Raw genomic sequence first — 15,468 nt, 5'->3', positions numbered from 1 at the left:
GTACCATCAGCCTTTTGTTTGCGAGCCATAAAGTTGTCACGGTCATCATCCACATTCTTCTGGATAAATCCCTCAATGAGTTTTGCCTTACTGCGAAGTTCGGCATCCTTTATCATGGTGTCGATGATGTGTTGGCGCTTCTCGGTATAATCCTCACTGTATGGATTAAGGTCTGCAATCAACTCCAATATATAGGCAACATTGATAATATCACTATGCAGGAGTTCCAAGCAGAAATCGATGTCTCCCAGCCCTGTAGTGTCATTCTTACTCGGGTCAGGCTCGGCAACCATACCAGATTCGTCATCTTGAACTTTATAACCGCTTGGCTGTTCTGTCGGTTTCGCTGCAAAGGTGTCGTATATATCAAGATACTTGCTGCGGAAGTCCATAAACTGCTGTTCGGTCATTCCGAGTTCGGGAGCATCCTCCTCAAACTCGTCATATACCTGTATTTCTGCATGCTTCTTGATGATGTCTCGGAAAGCGAGGATAAACTGCTTCTTGTCGTTCTCGCTCTGCAAATAGTCCACATAGTGAGGGGCTGGATAATGTTTCAAGAAGTCCTTTGTCAATTCTTGATAGTGGGTTTTGACATCATCAAATGGTGGGCGCACAATATCTTCAAGATTATTGCTATTGCTGAAAAGTTTGATGGCTTCGTCCACTTTGCTTTTCAGGTCGCGAAAACATACCACCTTACCGAAACGCTTCTTCTCGTTCAACACACGGTTGGTACGGCTGAACGCCTGCAACAAACCATGATACTCCATGTTTTTGTCAACATAGAGAGTGTTGAGTTTCTTGCTGTCAAAGCCAGTAAGGAACATACCGACAACCAAGCAAAGGTCAAGAGGCTTCATGTCTGCCTTCTTTTTCTTCATGCGTAGGTTGATGTCATCATAATACGCACGGAAGTTCTCGGTTGTAAAACTTGTGCCATACATATTGTTATAGTCATCCATGATGGCTTGCAGTTCATCAGCCTCGCCTGTACTTTCGCTTGCAAAACCGCCAGTGTTCATACCGGTCTGCTCATCGTCTTGACTACTATTGGCAGCGTATGTGAAGACTGCTCCAATCCTAATCTTTGGATTGAGGCTCTTGAATATCTTGTAGTAACGGATTAGCATCGGCACTGACTGCACGGCAAACAATGCGTCAAACTCTCCGTCGAATGTTGACTTATTGAAATTATTAAGGATAAATTTAGCTATCTCCGTCATGCGGTCTTGGTCGGCATATTCCACATCCTCATTTCCGTGGTAATACTCCACAAGGAAACCCAGCACATTTTCATCGGCAATGGCATCCTTTATCAAATATTTGTGAAGACAGTTGCCGAAGATTTCCTTTGTGGTATGTCCGTCCACCGCATTCTCAACAAATATAGGAGTACCAGTAAAACCGAATATCTGCGTGTTGTCGAAGAACTTTACGATGTTCTTGTGGCAATCTCCGAAATGGCTTCGATGACACTCATCGAAGATCATCACTATGCGAGAATGACGTATTTCTTCTATACGACTGCTATACCACTGCTTGCTGACAGCGGCATTGAGTTTCTGTATGGTTGTTATGATAATCTTTGAATTACTGTGCAAACGCTTCACCAATTCGTCTGTGTTGTCGGTACTGTCAACGGCACCAGGCTCAAAAGCCTCGTATTCGGCTTGGGTCTGCGTGTCGAGGTCGTGGCGGTCAACCACAAACATCACCTTATCCACATCGTCCAACTCTGATACAAGTTGGGCTGCCTTGAATGATGTCAAGGTTTTGCCTGCACCAGTTGTGTGCCAGATATAACCATTATCGTTAGAGTTTTCCACACGGTCGAGAATCTTCTCCACTGCATAGAACTGATAAGGGCGAAGCACCATCAGGCATTTGTCGCCCTCATGCAATACTATGTACTTGCCTATAATCTTGCCCAACGTGCACTTGTCGAAGAACACTGTGGCAAATTTCTCCAAGTCGTTGAAAGGCACATTGGCGGCATCCGTCCAGTTGAATGTGAACTTATATCCGCTATTCGGATTATTTGCAAAATAGCGGGTGTTTACACCATTGGATATGACAAACAGTTGGATGTAATCAAACAGCCCATGGAAAGAAGTCTTGTGATAGCGTTGTATCTGATTATATGCCTGTTTCAACTCTACGCCTCTACGCTTCAGTTCTATCTGAACCAATGGCAATCCGTTGATAAGTATCGTCACATCGTAACGGCATTTCTTTCTGCCCTCAACCGTGATTTGATTGGAAACTTGAAACTCGTTCTGACACCAGTGAGTGCGGTTCAAGAACTCCACCCATAGGCGTTCACCGCTTTCCAGTTCAAGCGGAAAGAGGTCTCGCAGTTTCTTTGCCTTTTCAAAGCGAGTGCCACCTTCAAGATAGATTAGTATCTTTTCAAACTCAGACTCTGTAAATTCGGTACGACCCAATTCTTCCAACTTCTTCTTGTTGTGTTTCTCCAACTGTTTCTTGAAATTGGCAGACAGGTTCTTCTCCTCTTCAATATGAACATACTCGTAGTTCATCTTTTGAAGAGTATCTATAAGTCCGTTTTCGAGGGCAGCTTCACTTTGTACTGGCATATCTTATTTTTTTATCGTAATTATGGCTATTGCCATTTCGCTTACAAAGATAACTGATTTTTACGAGAAAACACAACTGCAGGGTTGTTCTTTTTCTGCGTAAATGAGACAAAATTGTGCAATTGACTTGCTTTTTGTGGCGAACAGAATCAGGATAATGTTGTCTTCCTTCCGTATGGTTTTCTCTCGCGCACACGTATAAGTTTCTTCAGCCAAAAGTGTCAAAGTATCATTCCGGGGGCATCAGCTTGCATAAGTCCTTGAACACAAGGATTATATGAAAATGATACTTTTCTGAATAATTTACAGAAAAGTATCATAAAAGTATCACAAAAGTGTCATTGTATGGAAATTATTTCGTATATTTGCAGTGCTAATGCGATAAGATATAGATACAGGATATTCACGGTTTAATGACCGTTTTTATTTTTAATACAGATTTTGCAAGTTGAAAACTTGCGTCATTAATTCATTAATTATTTCAACCATGAAAAACATCAAGATTCTTGAACAAGCCTTTAAAGAAGGCAAGACTCCAAAGGGAATCGTTTATTGCTTCCTGGAGCAGTGTGAGAAGAAGACGGAGTGTCTCCGTTATCAGTGTACCAAATGCAAGAACCGGGCAATCAGGCTGGACTATGCTATGTTTCCTGACGTTTTGGCTGATGGAGAGTGCAAGTGGTTCGTTCCTTTGCGTGTGGTGAAAATGGCATGGGGCTTCGATTCGCTCTTCATCGATGTCAAGGTGCGTGATGCCCAGTCCCTGCGCGAGACGATGAAGGAATATCTCGGCAGCGACAGCCAGTATTACCGCTATAAGCTCGGTCAGCTCAAACTCAATCCCAACCAGCAGGCGCATATCAAGAAGCTCTTTGCTGAATATGGATACGAAAACGTGGACTTTGACAATTATTCCACAGAGATAGATTTCCATAACAGATGATTCCGGATTTCCCCCACACCGTGGGGAATGAAACCCCACATTGGGGGGAATCGTTCCCCACGCCGTGGGGGAAATTCAGGATGCTTAAACCCGAATTACTCAAGTAAAAACAAATTTTTGAAAAATACTATGAAGATAACAATTCGACATACGGATAATAAAAACAAGATGGTGATGAGCCACTGTTCGATAGACCGCTTGCTGTCACGCATGACAACCGATGATTCCCGTCGTACGGTGATGCGCTTCAGAGAGGTGGCGCCATATAGAGACCGCAAAATTCATAATTACGACGATATGCCACAGTGGAGACATGTATATCCCGGAGCGGAACTGAAGCGGGATGACAATGACAATATGGTGATGAAATGCTGCAACGGGATAATCACCTTGCAGTTTGGAGATGTCACAGACCGCGATGCTATAGAGAAAGTGAAGCGTGCCGTAGCTTTCGTCCCGTCCACTATGGCAGCCTTTCAGGGAGCCGATGGCATGAGCGTGGTGGTGCTGGTGAGATATGCTGGGGCAGACGGCACGTTGCCTTCTGTAGAAGAAGAGGCAGACCGCCAGTATCGTATTGCCCACCAACGCATACTGCCGATATACAGGGCAGTGGTGAACGTGCCGTTGCGCGGCGGCGAACCGTCTCTCTTCGACAGTTTCCTTATGACCGTGGATGCAGAGCCATACTACAATCCCGATGCTGTGGCATTGCGTATCGACGACAGTAGCGGAGTGCAGCCCATGTCGTCGCCCGTTTCGTTGGGCGATATTGAAGATGAACCCTGGGCGGACGACAATGAGGAAGCGCAGAAAGAAGACAATGGCGTGCGAGTGAATATCGTTAGGATGATGAGGCTGCTGCGTAGCCGTTATGATTTCCGCTATAATGTGGTGATGAAATACGTGGAATACCAGTCAAAGGAAAAGCCATGGTATGGCTATATGCCGGTGGAGCCGAGGGTGCAGAAGCGTATGACTCTCGAAGTGCAGTTGGCGGATATCCGTGTCAGCATCAAGGATGTGCGTAATTTTCTGGAGTCGGACTATATACAGAATTATGACCCGATAAGCGACTTCCTGCAGGAGTGTAACGGCAAGTGGGACGGCAAAGACCATATCCGTGAGCTGGCACGCACCGTACCTACATCCAATCCGCATTGGGAAGACTGGTTCTACACTTGGTTTCTCGCTATGGTGAGCCAGTGGCAGGGCACCACCTTCCGCCAGTATGGCAACTCCGTGGCGCCGCTGTTGATTTCCCGGCAGGGATACAACAAGAGCACCTTCTGCCGCCGCCTTCTGCCGCCGGAACTTCAGTGGGGCTACAACGACAACCTCATACTCTCTGAGAAACGTCAGGTGTATCAGGCAATGTCGCAGTTTCTGCTTGTCAATCTCGACGAGTTCAATCAGATTTCACCCACTGTGCAGCAGGGGTTCCTGAAGAACCTCATACAGTTGCCTACGCTGAAGATAAAGCGTCCCTATGGCAGTCATGTGGAGGAGTTTCCGCGCCTCGCCTCGTTTATAGCCACGAGCAATCTCACGGATATCCTTGCCGACCCGTCGGGCAACAGACGCTTTATCGGAATAGAACTCACCGGGCCCATAGATGTGAGCGTTCGCCCCAACTACCGCCAGCTCTATGCCCAGGCGTTGGCGGCATTGAGGGATGGCGAGAAGAGTTATTTCGATTCCGAACAGGTGCGCCTCATCATGCATAGCAACTGTGAGTTCGAGGTCATGTCGCCCACCGACCAGTATTTCAACATCTATTATGAGATTGTTGACGACGAGAATGAAGGCGAGTGGCTTACGGCAGCAGAGATCTTCGATTTCCTGAAGAAGACCGTAGGTTCGTCGCTGAAGGTGAATTCGCTGATGGGATTCGGCAGACGCCTCGCCAACATGGCAGATATCCGTCGCAAGCGTTTTGCTTCAGGAATGAAGTATCTGGTGAGAAAAAGAACGTGATTTCGCCCCGATGATGATACTTCATACCCGTTTGTGATACTTTTATGCTACTTTTCTGTAAGGAAAACAGAAAAGTAGCATTCTCTCAATATGTTGATAACGAGACAGTTACACCCATTTCGATACCCCAAAATGATACTTTGACACTTCCGGGCAGGAAAATGAATCCAGGATATGTGCGGTTTTGCTTCGGCACGAAATTTGCTGATGACTTATAAAAGATTAATTTAGAGGAAAGGAGTTGACAATATGGCATTTATTGATTATTACAAGATACTTGGTGTGGACAAGACCATACCGCAGAAGGATGTGAAGAAGGCTTATCTGAAGAGAGCCAAGCAGTTTCATCCCGACCTTCACCCTAATGACCCCAAGGCAAAGGCAAAGTTCCAGGCGCTGAACGAGGCATACGAGGTGATAAACGATCCGGAGAAACGAAGGAAATACGACCAGTACGGTGAGCACTGGAAGGAGGCGGAAGCCTTCGGACGGGGCGCCGGACGAGGAGGAGCCGGTGGTGGTTTCTATGATGGCGAGGATGTACCATTCAGCGGTTTCGATTTCTCAGGTTTCGGTTCCGGTACGGGCGGCTTCTCCAGTTTCTTCCAGAACCTCTTCGGAGGTGGTGGCGGAATGGGCGGCGGCAGAGGCAGCAGGATGCGCCAGAACTCGGGAGAGATGCAGGCAACGGTGAACATCGACCTTTATACCGCATTGCTCGGCGGAGAGGTGATGCTGCAGCTCGGCAACGGTTCGAAGATAAAGCTGAAGGTAAAACCGGAGACCCAGAACGGTACCAAGGTGCGTTTGCGTGGCAAGGGCTATGACCGTGGCGACGGAACGATAGGCGACATGATAATCACCTATAACGTGAAGTTGCCTACGAATCTCACGGAGCGGCAGAAGGAGCTGTTGCAGCAGATGAGGCAGGGTTGATGCTGATTGCCCTGATGTTCCACCAGATGGTTGTCTCAAAGAAACATAATAGGATAGATAAATAAAAAAGACAAAGCGGCAAGCATGTGGATTGATTCCCATTGCTTGTCGCTTTGCTTTTATTGTTTCCGTCAAATGTCTTTCAGTGGCATTTGCAGAGATATCTGTCAAGTCCAAATCGGTCATTCCAAGTAGGCTCTAATGACCGATGGGGGATGATTAGAATTCGCTCGTGAAGTGGAACTTGATATTCTTGAAGTCCTCCTGTGCCATAGACAACACATAGCCGGAGTCGGCAAGGAAGACATCGCGGCCATCCTTGTCTTTCGCCATATACTGATATTTGCGCTTTTTGAAGTTCTCCAGTTCTTCCTCGTCGTCGCTCTCTATCCAGCATGCCTTATACAGGTGTACCGGTTCCCAACGGCATTTGGCGTTGTATTCGTTCTCCAGACGATATTGTATCACCTCAAACTGCAGCTGACCGACAGTACCGATGATCTTGCGGCCATTGAACTGGTTTATGAACATCTGTGCCACACCCTCGTCCATAAGCTGGTCGATACCCTTGTTGAGCTGTTTGCTCTTCATAGGGTCGTCGTTCTCGATGTATTTGAACATCTCAGGAGAGAATGAAGGAAGACCGCGGAAATGCAGCTGTTCGCCATCCGTCAGCGTGTCGCCAATCTTGAATATGCCGTTGTCTGGCAGTCCGACGATGTCGCCAGGATAAGCCTCCTCGATGGTGCTCTTGCGCTGAGCCATGAATTGGGTGGGGGAGGAGAAACGTACCGTCTTGCCCATTCTCACGTGGAGATAAGGTTTGTTGCGTTCGAACTTTCCGCTGCACACCTTGCAGAATGCGATGCAGGAGCGGTGGTTAGGGTCGATGTTTGCCGTTATCTTGAAGATGAAACCGGTGAACTTCTTCTCTTCCGGCTCTACTATTCTCTCCACAGCTTTTGTGGGGCGTGGACTTGGAGCAATCTCCACGAAGCAGTTGAGCAGTTCCTGAACACCGAAGTTGTTAAGGGCCGATCCGAAGAATACCGGGGCTACCATGCCCTTACGATAGTCCTCCACGTTGAACTCAGGGTAGACACCCTCCACCAGTTCCAGGTCTTCGCGCAGTTTCCCGGCGTCCTGTTCGCCGACATGCTTGTCGAGCTCTTCGCTGTTGATGTCAACCTCCACTTTCTCCGTAACGCGCTGTTTGTCAGGCGTGAAAAGATCGAGCTTGTTCTCGTAGATATTATAGACACCTTTGAACTTCACACCCTGGTTGATAGGCCATGACAGAGGGCGCACCTTTATTTCCAGTTCATCTTCCAGTTCGTCGAGAAGGTCGAATGGGTCGCGTCCCTCGCGGTCCATCTTGTTGATGAAGATTATCACCGGTGTATTGCGCATACGGCAGACGCTCATGAGTTTTCTCGTCTGCGTCTCCACACCCTTGGCGCTGTCCACTACGATGATTGCGGAGTCAACGGCAGTCAATGTGCGGTAAGTGTCCTCGGCAAAGTCCTGGTGACCAGGGGTGTCGAGGATGTTCACCTTGTAGTCTTTGTAGTCAAACTCCATAACGGAGGTAGACACGGAGATACCACGCTGCTTCTCGATGTCCATCCAGTCGGAAGTTGCGGTCTTGCGGATTTTGTTGCTTTTCACGGCACCAGCTACCTGTATCTGTCCTCCGAAGAGGAGAAATTTCTCCGTCAGCGTTGTCTTACCGGCGTCAGGATGGGATATGATGGCGAAGGTTCGCCTTCTTTCTATTTCGTTAGCCATATTCTTTGTTGAAGAGTGATGAATGGATGAAAGACGATATTGGGATTTTTCATTGTCTTTTCATTATTCATCCAGCATTATAAATGTATATAGTTAATATTATCTTACTTTTTTCAATGCACCCATATTTTCCATACATGCCATGAGACTGTCAACCCAATATGGGATTTTTATTCCGAAGGTGTTCTTCACCTTTGTCTTGTCGAACACGCTGTAGGCAGGACGTGTCACCGGACTTGGGAATTCGCTGCTGTGGCATGGCTGAATGTCGCAGCCGTTGTTGCCTGCCAGTCTTGCTATCTGTATGGTGAAGTCGTACCAGCTGCATACTCCCTCGTTGGAGAAATGGTAGATGCCATAGTTGTTTTCATACAACTTGTTGTTGATGATATGACCTATCAGCTTGGCAAGGTCTAAGGCGTAGGTCGGAGTGCCGCATTGATCGAACACCACTTTCAACTGAGGCTTCGTGGCGGTGAGGTTGAGCATCGTTTTCACGAAGTTCTTTCCGAACTCAGAGTATAGCCATGCCGTGCGCAGTATGATATGCTTCACTCCGGTGGCGATGATCTTCTGTTCGCCGTGCAGCTTGGTCAGTCCGTAGACACCGGTCGGAGTTCCTTTCTGGTCCTCCTTGCAAGGAGTGTTGTATGGGTCGGCGCCGAACACATAGTCGGTGCTGATATGTATCAGCAGTCCGTCAACCTCCTTCATTGCCTTGGCGAGATTTTCCGGAGCTGTCGCGTTTAGCGTTTCCACGATATCGCCAGCGGTTTCCGCAGCGTCAACATTTGTCCATGCGGCACAGTTTATGATGCATTTGATGTCGTTGTCGCTCACCATCTTTCTGATGTCGTCGATTGATGTTATGTCGAGATGCGTGTATCCATCGCATACGTCGGTGAAGATGTATTTGTCTTTGCTCCCTTTTGCCACGATTTGCATTTCGTTGCCGAGCTGACCACCGGCGCCGGTTACCAATATGTTCATGATTGCTTGTTTTTTGTTGCTGATGAGTCGTTGAGGATGTGTGAACCTCTTATGTTGTTGAGGGTGCAAACCGTCTGAGAAATTCTTATTCCAGTTCCAGTTCGCCCTTCTTGTCCTGAAGGTAATAGTCGGAGAGCATGCCGATGAAGGTCGTTATTTCCTTTATGGCATGTTCCGTGTCAGGGCTGACGGGCTTCTTCTGCAGTCGGAGCATCATTACTCCGTATAGGGCATTGAAGCATGTCTCTATCTCGTCCTCATCCTTGGCGCCACGTTTGCGCAGTTCAACGATGAAGGGCAATACCCTGTAATACTCGCTGTTGTAGAAAGGAAATTTTGGTGAGGCAAGAAGCGTGCTGCTCAGTTCGGACAACTGCTGTATCACGATTTTGTTGATCTGCAGATGTCCTTTCTCCCGGCAGCCCTCGGTGTTCATCATCGTGATGAGATTGCCATACCAGTCTGTCATTTCCTCTTTCTGTTCCTCGGTATAGTCGAAGCGGTCTATATACTCGTGCTTTATCCTCGACAGCGAGCATCCGTATGCCCTTATGATATCTTCTATCTGCCACATATATAGCAGATATTCAGCTATGCTCTTCTTTCTTAATTCCTGAGATATGAACATATATTTATCAAGTTATTGAATGTTGTCAATAGTTTATCGTTGGCAGGGTGTAAAGGTTGAACACCGTGCCGATGAGGACGATGATAGACATCACTATAACGATGCTGCCCACCACCTTGTTTATTATCTGAATGCCGTTGGTGTCGAAAACCGCACGGATCTTGTCTACGAGCCATGTCAATCCATACCACCACAGCATCGCACCGCCGATAATGCCGATATATCCGGCACACATCTCGACTGGATGGTTGGGGATTATGAATGCAAACTGGGCGAAGAGTCCCATCATGAGCATTATGATGAGAGGATTGGAGAATGTGACGAGGAATGCCGTGATGCAGTTGTGAATGAGAGAGCCCTTGGTGCCACGGTTGCTTACGTGAACTTTCTTCATCGGGTTGCTTCTGAACGAATAGATTCCGAATATCATGAGGATGATACTTGCAGAAATCTGCAATATGTACCGATACTGGGAATTGCTGATGAAGTCCATGACGAAAGACATTCCAAGACCCGTTATAAGGGCGTATATGAAATCGCTGACACAGGCGCCGATGCCTGTCACGAAACCGAACCATCTGCCTTTGTTGAGTGTGCGCTGAACGCAAAGCACTCCTACCGGGCCCATCGGGGCTGATACAAGAATACCTATTGCAACTCCTTTCAGGAGTAGATCTAATATGTTTATATGAAATGGAAATGGCATAGTGGGTGCAAAGTTCCGCAATTTTCACGAAAAATACAAATTTTGTAACATAAACTTTCCAAACGACAGTTAATTTGAATGCTAAGATGATGTATATCATTGATTTAGATTATTGAAGAGCGTTGATTGGGAAAAAAACTTTTTTAGAGGTTGGCGTTTATGGCGAATTCAATTATCTTTGCAGAAAATAAGCTTCGGCTCGGGATAAGAAATGAATGTCTTCATTTCATTCTCCTCTCGCCTTGCATTATTTTTGCAGAAAATAAGCTTCGGCTCGGGATAAGAAATGAATGTCTTCATTTCATTCTCCTCTCGCCTTGCATTATTTTTGCATAAAATAAGCTTCGGCTCGGGATAAGAAATGAATGTCTTCATTTCATTCTCCTCTCGCCTTGCATTATCTTTGCAAGAGAAACAATTTATCAGACTAAATATCATCAACTAAAAATGGAAGCACAGATTACAAGAAGACCTTATACTATAGGTCTTGATCTCGGAGGAACAAATGCCGTTTTCGGCATCGTTGATGCTCAGGGAAATATCCTGGAGCATACGTCAATAAAAACACAGCAATACAGCACGGCGGAGGATTTCGTGAACGCCGGAGTTGAAGCTCTTATGCCAATCGTTGACAAAGTGGGAGGAATAAACAAAATCGAAGGAATGGGCATCGGAGCGCCAAACTCCAACTTCTACGACGGTACGATAGCATACGCCCCAAATATTTCGTGGGCGCATGAATGCGTTGTGCCTTTCGCTAAGATGTTCAGCGACAAGCTGTCTGTCCCAGTGGCTATAACAAACGACGCCAATGCTGCAGCTCTCGGCGAGATGACTTATGGCGTGGCAAAGGGAATGAAGAACTTCATCATGATTACCCTTGGCACGGGAGTGGGGGCTGGTATCGTCATCAACGGACAGATGGTGTATGGTTCTGATGGTATGGCCGGTGAGCTCGGTCACGTCATCATGCGCAGAGAGAATGGCAGAACTTGCGGTTGTGGCAGAAAGGGATGTCTTGAGGCGTATTGCTCTGCTACAGGAGTGGCACGCACGGCAAGAGAATTTCTGGGAACATCCAACGAACCATCGTTGTTGCGCGACATGAATCCAGAGGAGATCACATCTCTGGATGTTTCAAAAGCTGCTGCCAAAGGCGACGCTCTCTCTCTCAGAGTGTATGAGTTCACTGGAAAGATGCTCGGCGAGGCTTGTGCCGACTTCATGACATTCTGCAGTCCGGAGGCATTCGTGTTCTTCGGCGGACTGACAAAGGCTGGCGACTTGCTTATGAAGCCATTGATAAAGGGTTATGAAGAGAACGTGTTGGGAATTTTCCGTGGAAAGGCAAAATTCCTTGTCAGCTCACTCGACGGCGCCGGTGCTGCAGTTCTGGGCGCAAGTGCGATTGCCAAGAATATTGAACACTAATTTTTAATCAACTATCAATCGGTTGCGGAGTGTAGCATTAAAAAAACGCTCATTGTCGCAGCCGATTGCTTTTTTTATTTGTTTTAAAGTGAAGAACGACAACGTAAAAGCATTGTTTTTCGATATAGACGGTACGCTGGTAAGCTTCAAGACACACCAGATACCACAGTCTACTGTCGATGCCATAGCCCAGGCAAAGGCTAATGGGGTAGGAGTGTTCATCTCTACGGGCAGACCGTTGCCTATAATTACGAATCTGAAGGCTATAGAACAATACATAGATGGATATATAACGACCAATGGAGCACTCTGCATAGTGGATGGCAAGGCGATATGCTGCAATCCAATCCCCATGGCAGATGTTGATGTCATGATGGCGGATGCCGAAAAGAATGACTATACCTGCATCGTGGTTGGTGAGAAGAGAATTGGCGTGTATAATCCCAAACAGGTGTATTATGATGTGTTCGTGAGGGATCTCGCTGTTCTGAATATCGATATGGCTATTGATGTGAAGGACATTATGAGGAATGAACAGATTCTTCAGCTTACGCCCTTCTTCTCTGCGGAATATGAAAAGGAAATCATGGAAAAGATGCCGGGCTGCGTGTCGGGACGTTGGAATCCTGCATTTACGGATATTACGGCAGAGCAGGCTGACAAGGGAAAAGGACTTGAAGCAATGGCGCAATATCTGGACCTCAACATTTCGGAAACCATGGCTTTTGGCGATGGCGGAAACGATGAGTCGATATTGCGGCGTGCGGGAATCGGTGTGGCAATGGGAAATGCCGGTGACGAGGCGAGGGCTGCTGCTGATTATATCACTACCTCAGTTGATGATGACGGTGTGAAGAATGCGCTGGAGCATTTCGGCGTTATCTAAATCAGAAACTTGAGTATATAGTTCTGATCTGGTTTGTGTATGTTCCGTTACCAGATAAAACAATGACCCCGGAGTATATGTTCCGAGGTCATAATTTTATTGGATAGTCTGTTTACTTTGCCATTTCCTTGATGTAAACATCGCGTTTCGGGAATGGCATTTCTATGTCGTTTTCGTTGAGCGTGTTGTAGATGCTCTCCATGATCATGCTCTCTGTAACGACCTGTTTCGTTACGTCAACCCAGCATACGAATTTGAAGTTTATGCTGTTGTCGCCGAATTCCTTGAACAGTACGCTTGGCTGTTTCTCTTTGTCGATATAGGGAATATGAAGTTTCTCGATGGCATCGGTAACGACTTTTTTCATTCTCTCCACATTAGTGCCATAGCCCACTCCGAAGTTTACTACAGAAAGCTCGTAACCATGGTTGCGGGTCAGATTCTTGTAGTTCTTGGTGAACAGCTGGGAGTTCTGGAATGCGATCACCGAACCGTCGGTGGCTTCTATCATAGTGCTTGTGTAGCTTATGCTGCTCACTTTTCCTCGAGTGCCGTCACACTCTATCCAGTCGCCGATGTTGATACGGCCAGCCATTAGCGATATTCCATAGTATATGTTTTCGAGAATATCCTTGGATGCGAAGCCGACACCAGTGGACAGACCACCCGAAACGACAACCAGCCAAGTGTTGCTCACATGGAGAATGGCGAGGCTTATCAGCAGCCATGTGCCCCAGACTACAACCTGCACGATGTTCTTTCCCATCACGTTGCGGCTGGCAGCCGTGCGAGAGTCTATGTTCATCAGGTGCAGTCGCATGAATTCTATCGTTATATAACTGATATAAGCGAAAACAAACCATAGTGCCAATACCGTGGCAATGGATGATATGCTGACGCTGAAGTTGCTGACGTCGATGAAACGCGTGGTGAAGATGCGCATCATCTGGTCGCTGAGGTTGAAGACGTCGGCAGCCCAATATATGGAAATCAGTATGGAAGAGATTGCCATCAAGGGGATTATGACTTTCAGAAGCAGTCTGTATATCCATGTCTTGTTTATAGGTTTCTCCTCAAGATGATGCTTTGCGGCGTATTCGCTCATCCAACTTGCCAGGCAGCTGATTGTCAGGATGCAGGTGAGCTGCATTATCCACCAAATCAACATCTGCACGCTGAGGAGAGTGAATCCTATCCATGAGCACACAACGCTCGTCGCGAATACCAGCAATGAGATGTATGTCAGGAACATATCAGACCGGGGTATCTTCTCGTTGTGTCTTCTTATCACGTTCCATTGCCATAGTGTGCAGAGCAATAGGACCGGAGGGAAAATCAGGTTTACCAAGTCGTTAGGCACCAGCGTGATGCGGAATGTTATCACTATGAATCCCACCAACGTTAGCGGTGAGTAGATGCGGAAGGCGCTCTTTATCTGTTTGCCGTCTACCCTCAGAAGTAGTGATATCAGGATTACGCCAAGCAGCCAGGCATATTCAACGAGCAGGTTGCTCGCCATGGTGATGAAATTCTGGTTCACCGTGCTGCGTATGATGCCGATAAGAATTGCAAATGTTATTGTGGATGTCGCCATCATGATGCACGGACGTTTCAGCATGAACTGTTCGGTGCGGAATTTCTTCGGCATCAGAAAGCGTATTGCGAGCATGTTCAGGAGAATGGCTATGATGCCATAGAAAAGTATGCTGACGAACAATCCGAAGATCATACGAGAGTCCCACTGCGAGTGGAGCTTCTTGGAAGAACGGTATTTGTCGTTTACCGTTTCGGTTGTCTTGCTCACTTGAGTGCCGAGATTGGCTAGGATACTGAAATAGTTTTCTCCGCCATTCCGGAATATGTTGTTCTGAATTTCACTGTATCTGCCGTTGGCATAATCGTTGAGGCTTTTCAAGTGATTCTCTGTCAGGTTGTAATACTTTATGTAGTCCTGCAGCATGGATTTGTTTTCCGTCATGTTGTTACGGATGCTTACCGCCAGGGTGAGACACACGTTGCGGTTTACCTTTGCCTTGTCGCTAAGAGCGAAGGTGGGCATGGAACTGAGCGAGTTTACAAGGCTGTCGTAGCGGGCGATTTCACTGTCCAATTGCGTGATATACGACCGGAATGGCAGAGAACTCTTGCGGAAATTGCTGAACTGGTCGGTTGCCTCATGACATGCGTAAGCAAGGTCAAAAACATATTCCGGCTTCTGAGAATAAAGCATGAGGGCATTTTGATTACTCTTTGCAAGAATGGAGAAGAGGTTCTTCCTTATCAGCTCACTGCTGTTCTTGTATTTCATCTGTCTCTTTTTCTGCTCTTGGTGATAAGTGGTCAATTCATTTCTGAGTATCGACAATGTGTTGTCAAGGTCTTTCTCCTTGAGCACGGCATTGCAAGAAATGGTGATTGTTATTGCGAACAGAAATAGTAAAAACAGTCTCTTCTTCATATTGTTCTTTATAAAATTATTGTTTGTTTTTTTTTGTTGTATTACAGTTCCCGATTTGATTTGTTTTTGCAGTGTCGCGTTTGTCGTCACTGGCATGCTGCAATCAGAAAAGCGATTTTCCGTTT

General features: G+C 46.7%; 11 protein-coding genes. 5 read left to right on the top strand and 6 right to left on the bottom strand.

What is annotated here, in order from left to right; translation table 11 throughout:
* A partial coding sequence (locus CCC32_RS03000; RefSeq protein ID WP_287072216.1) for a type I restriction endonuclease subunit R occupies positions 1–2,600 on the bottom strand: 2,600 nt, incomplete at its 3' end.
* Between the two features lie 487 nt (positions 2,601–3,087).
* Here CCC32_RS03000 and CCC32_RS02995 point away from each other — a divergent pair.
* From CCC32_RS02995 to CCC32_RS02985, 3 genes are all read left to right on the top strand, one after another.
* On the top strand, positions 3,088–3,543 hold the full coding sequence (locus tag CCC32_RS02995) for a DUF6078 family protein (protein WP_022315688.1): 456 nt from the start codon (positions 3,088–3,090) through the stop codon (positions 3,541–3,543).
* Between the two features lie 129 nt (positions 3,544–3,672).
* Positions 3,673–5,520, top strand: a complete 1,848-nt coding sequence (locus CCC32_RS02990) for a VapE domain-containing protein (RefSeq protein WP_287072214.1) — start codon at positions 3,673–3,675, stop codon at positions 5,518–5,520.
* 249 nt (positions 5,521–5,769) lie between these two features.
* Positions 5,770–6,456, top strand: a complete 687-nt coding sequence (locus CCC32_RS02985; protein ID WP_022315690.1) for a DnaJ domain-containing protein — start codon at positions 5,770–5,772, stop codon at positions 6,454–6,456.
* Between the two features lie 219 nt (positions 6,457–6,675).
* On the opposite strand, the gene CCC32_RS02980 is transcribed toward CCC32_RS02985, so the two are convergent.
* The 4 genes from CCC32_RS02980 to CCC32_RS02965 form a co-directional block, all read right to left on the bottom strand.
* Positions 6,676–8,244 (bottom strand): peptide chain release factor 3, encoded by a 1,569-nt coding sequence (locus CCC32_RS02980; protein WP_022315691.1) that lies wholly within the window; start codon positions 8,242–8,244, stop codon positions 6,676–6,678.
* Between the two features lie 99 nt (positions 8,245–8,343).
* Positions 8,344–9,234 (bottom strand): dTDP-4-dehydrorhamnose reductase, encoded by an 891-nt coding sequence (gene rfbD, locus CCC32_RS02975; protein WP_287072209.1) that lies wholly within the window; start codon positions 9,232–9,234, stop codon positions 8,344–8,346.
* Positions 9,235–9,319: 85 nt separating this feature from the next.
* Positions 9,320–9,862, bottom strand: coding sequence for a DUF4924 family protein (locus CCC32_RS02970; RefSeq protein WP_022315693.1), 543 nt, complete (start codon positions 9,860–9,862; stop codon positions 9,320–9,322).
* A gap of 25 nt (positions 9,863–9,887) precedes the next feature.
* Positions 9,888–10,568 carry a LysE family translocator gene (locus CCC32_RS02965; RefSeq protein ID WP_044074520.1) on the bottom strand — a complete coding sequence of 227 codons (681 nt, stop codon included), beginning with the start codon at positions 10,566–10,568 and terminating at the stop codon, positions 9,888–9,890.
* 447 nt (positions 10,569–11,015) lie between these two features.
* Here CCC32_RS02965 and CCC32_RS02960 point away from each other — a divergent pair, with 447 nt between their 5' ends.
* Positions 11,016–11,999, top strand: coding sequence for an ROK family protein (locus tag CCC32_RS02960; RefSeq protein WP_022315988.1), 984 nt, complete (start codon positions 11,016–11,018; stop codon positions 11,997–11,999).
* 112 nt (positions 12,000–12,111) lie between these two features.
* Positions 12,112–12,885, top strand: coding sequence for a Cof-type HAD-IIB family hydrolase (locus CCC32_RS02955; RefSeq protein ID WP_231565986.1), 774 nt, complete (start codon positions 12,112–12,114; stop codon positions 12,883–12,885).
* 112 nt (positions 12,886–12,997) lie between these two features.
* On the opposite strand, the gene CCC32_RS02950 is transcribed toward CCC32_RS02955, so the two are convergent.
* Positions 12,998–15,343, bottom strand: a complete 2,346-nt coding sequence (locus CCC32_RS02950; protein WP_022315986.1) for a mechanosensitive ion channel family protein — start codon at positions 15,341–15,343, stop codon at positions 12,998–13,000.
* Positions 15,344–15,468: the final 125 nt, after the last annotated feature.

Source organism: Prevotella sp. LMAG:51, assembly GCF_008680225.1.
In the GTDB taxonomy this organism is placed as follows: Bacteria; Bacteroidota; Bacteroidia; order Bacteroidales; family Bacteroidaceae; genus Prevotella; species Prevotella pectinovora.
Note: the sequence above shows the minus strand (reverse complement) of the source record. Positions and strands in the feature narration are given on the sequence as shown.

Excerpts from the sequence above, each read along its gene's own strand:
- CCC32_RS02980 (WP_022315691.1), bottom strand. The coding sequence starts at position 8,244 with ATGGCTAACGAAATAGAAAGAAGGCGAACCTTCGCCATCATATCCCAT.
- CCC32_RS02990 (WP_287072214.1), top strand. The coding sequence starts at position 3,673 with ATGAAGATAACAATTCGACATACGGATAATAAAAACAAGATGGTGATG.
- CCC32_RS02965 (WP_044074520.1), bottom strand. The coding sequence starts at position 10,568 with ATGCCATTTCCATTTCATATAAACATATTAGATCTACTCCTGAAAGGA.
- CCC32_RS02950 (WP_022315986.1), bottom strand. The coding sequence starts at position 15,343 with ATGAAGAAGAGACTGTTTTTACTATTTCTGTTCGCAATAACAATCACC.
- CCC32_RS02985 (WP_022315690.1), top strand. The coding sequence starts at position 5,770 with ATGGCATTTATTGATTATTACAAGATACTTGGTGTGGACAAGACCATA.
- CCC32_RS02970 (WP_022315693.1), bottom strand. The coding sequence starts at position 9,862 with ATGTTCATATCTCAGGAATTAAGAAAGAAGAGCATAGCTGAATATCTG.
- CCC32_RS02995 (WP_022315688.1), top strand. The coding sequence starts at position 3,088 with ATGAAAAACATCAAGATTCTTGAACAAGCCTTTAAAGAAGGCAAGACT.
- CCC32_RS02960 (WP_022315988.1), top strand. The coding sequence starts at position 11,016 with ATGGAAGCACAGATTACAAGAAGACCTTATACTATAGGTCTTGATCTC.
- rfbD (WP_287072209.1), bottom strand. The coding sequence starts at position 9,234 with ATGAACATATTGGTAACCGGCGCCGGTGGTCAGCTCGGCAACGAAATG.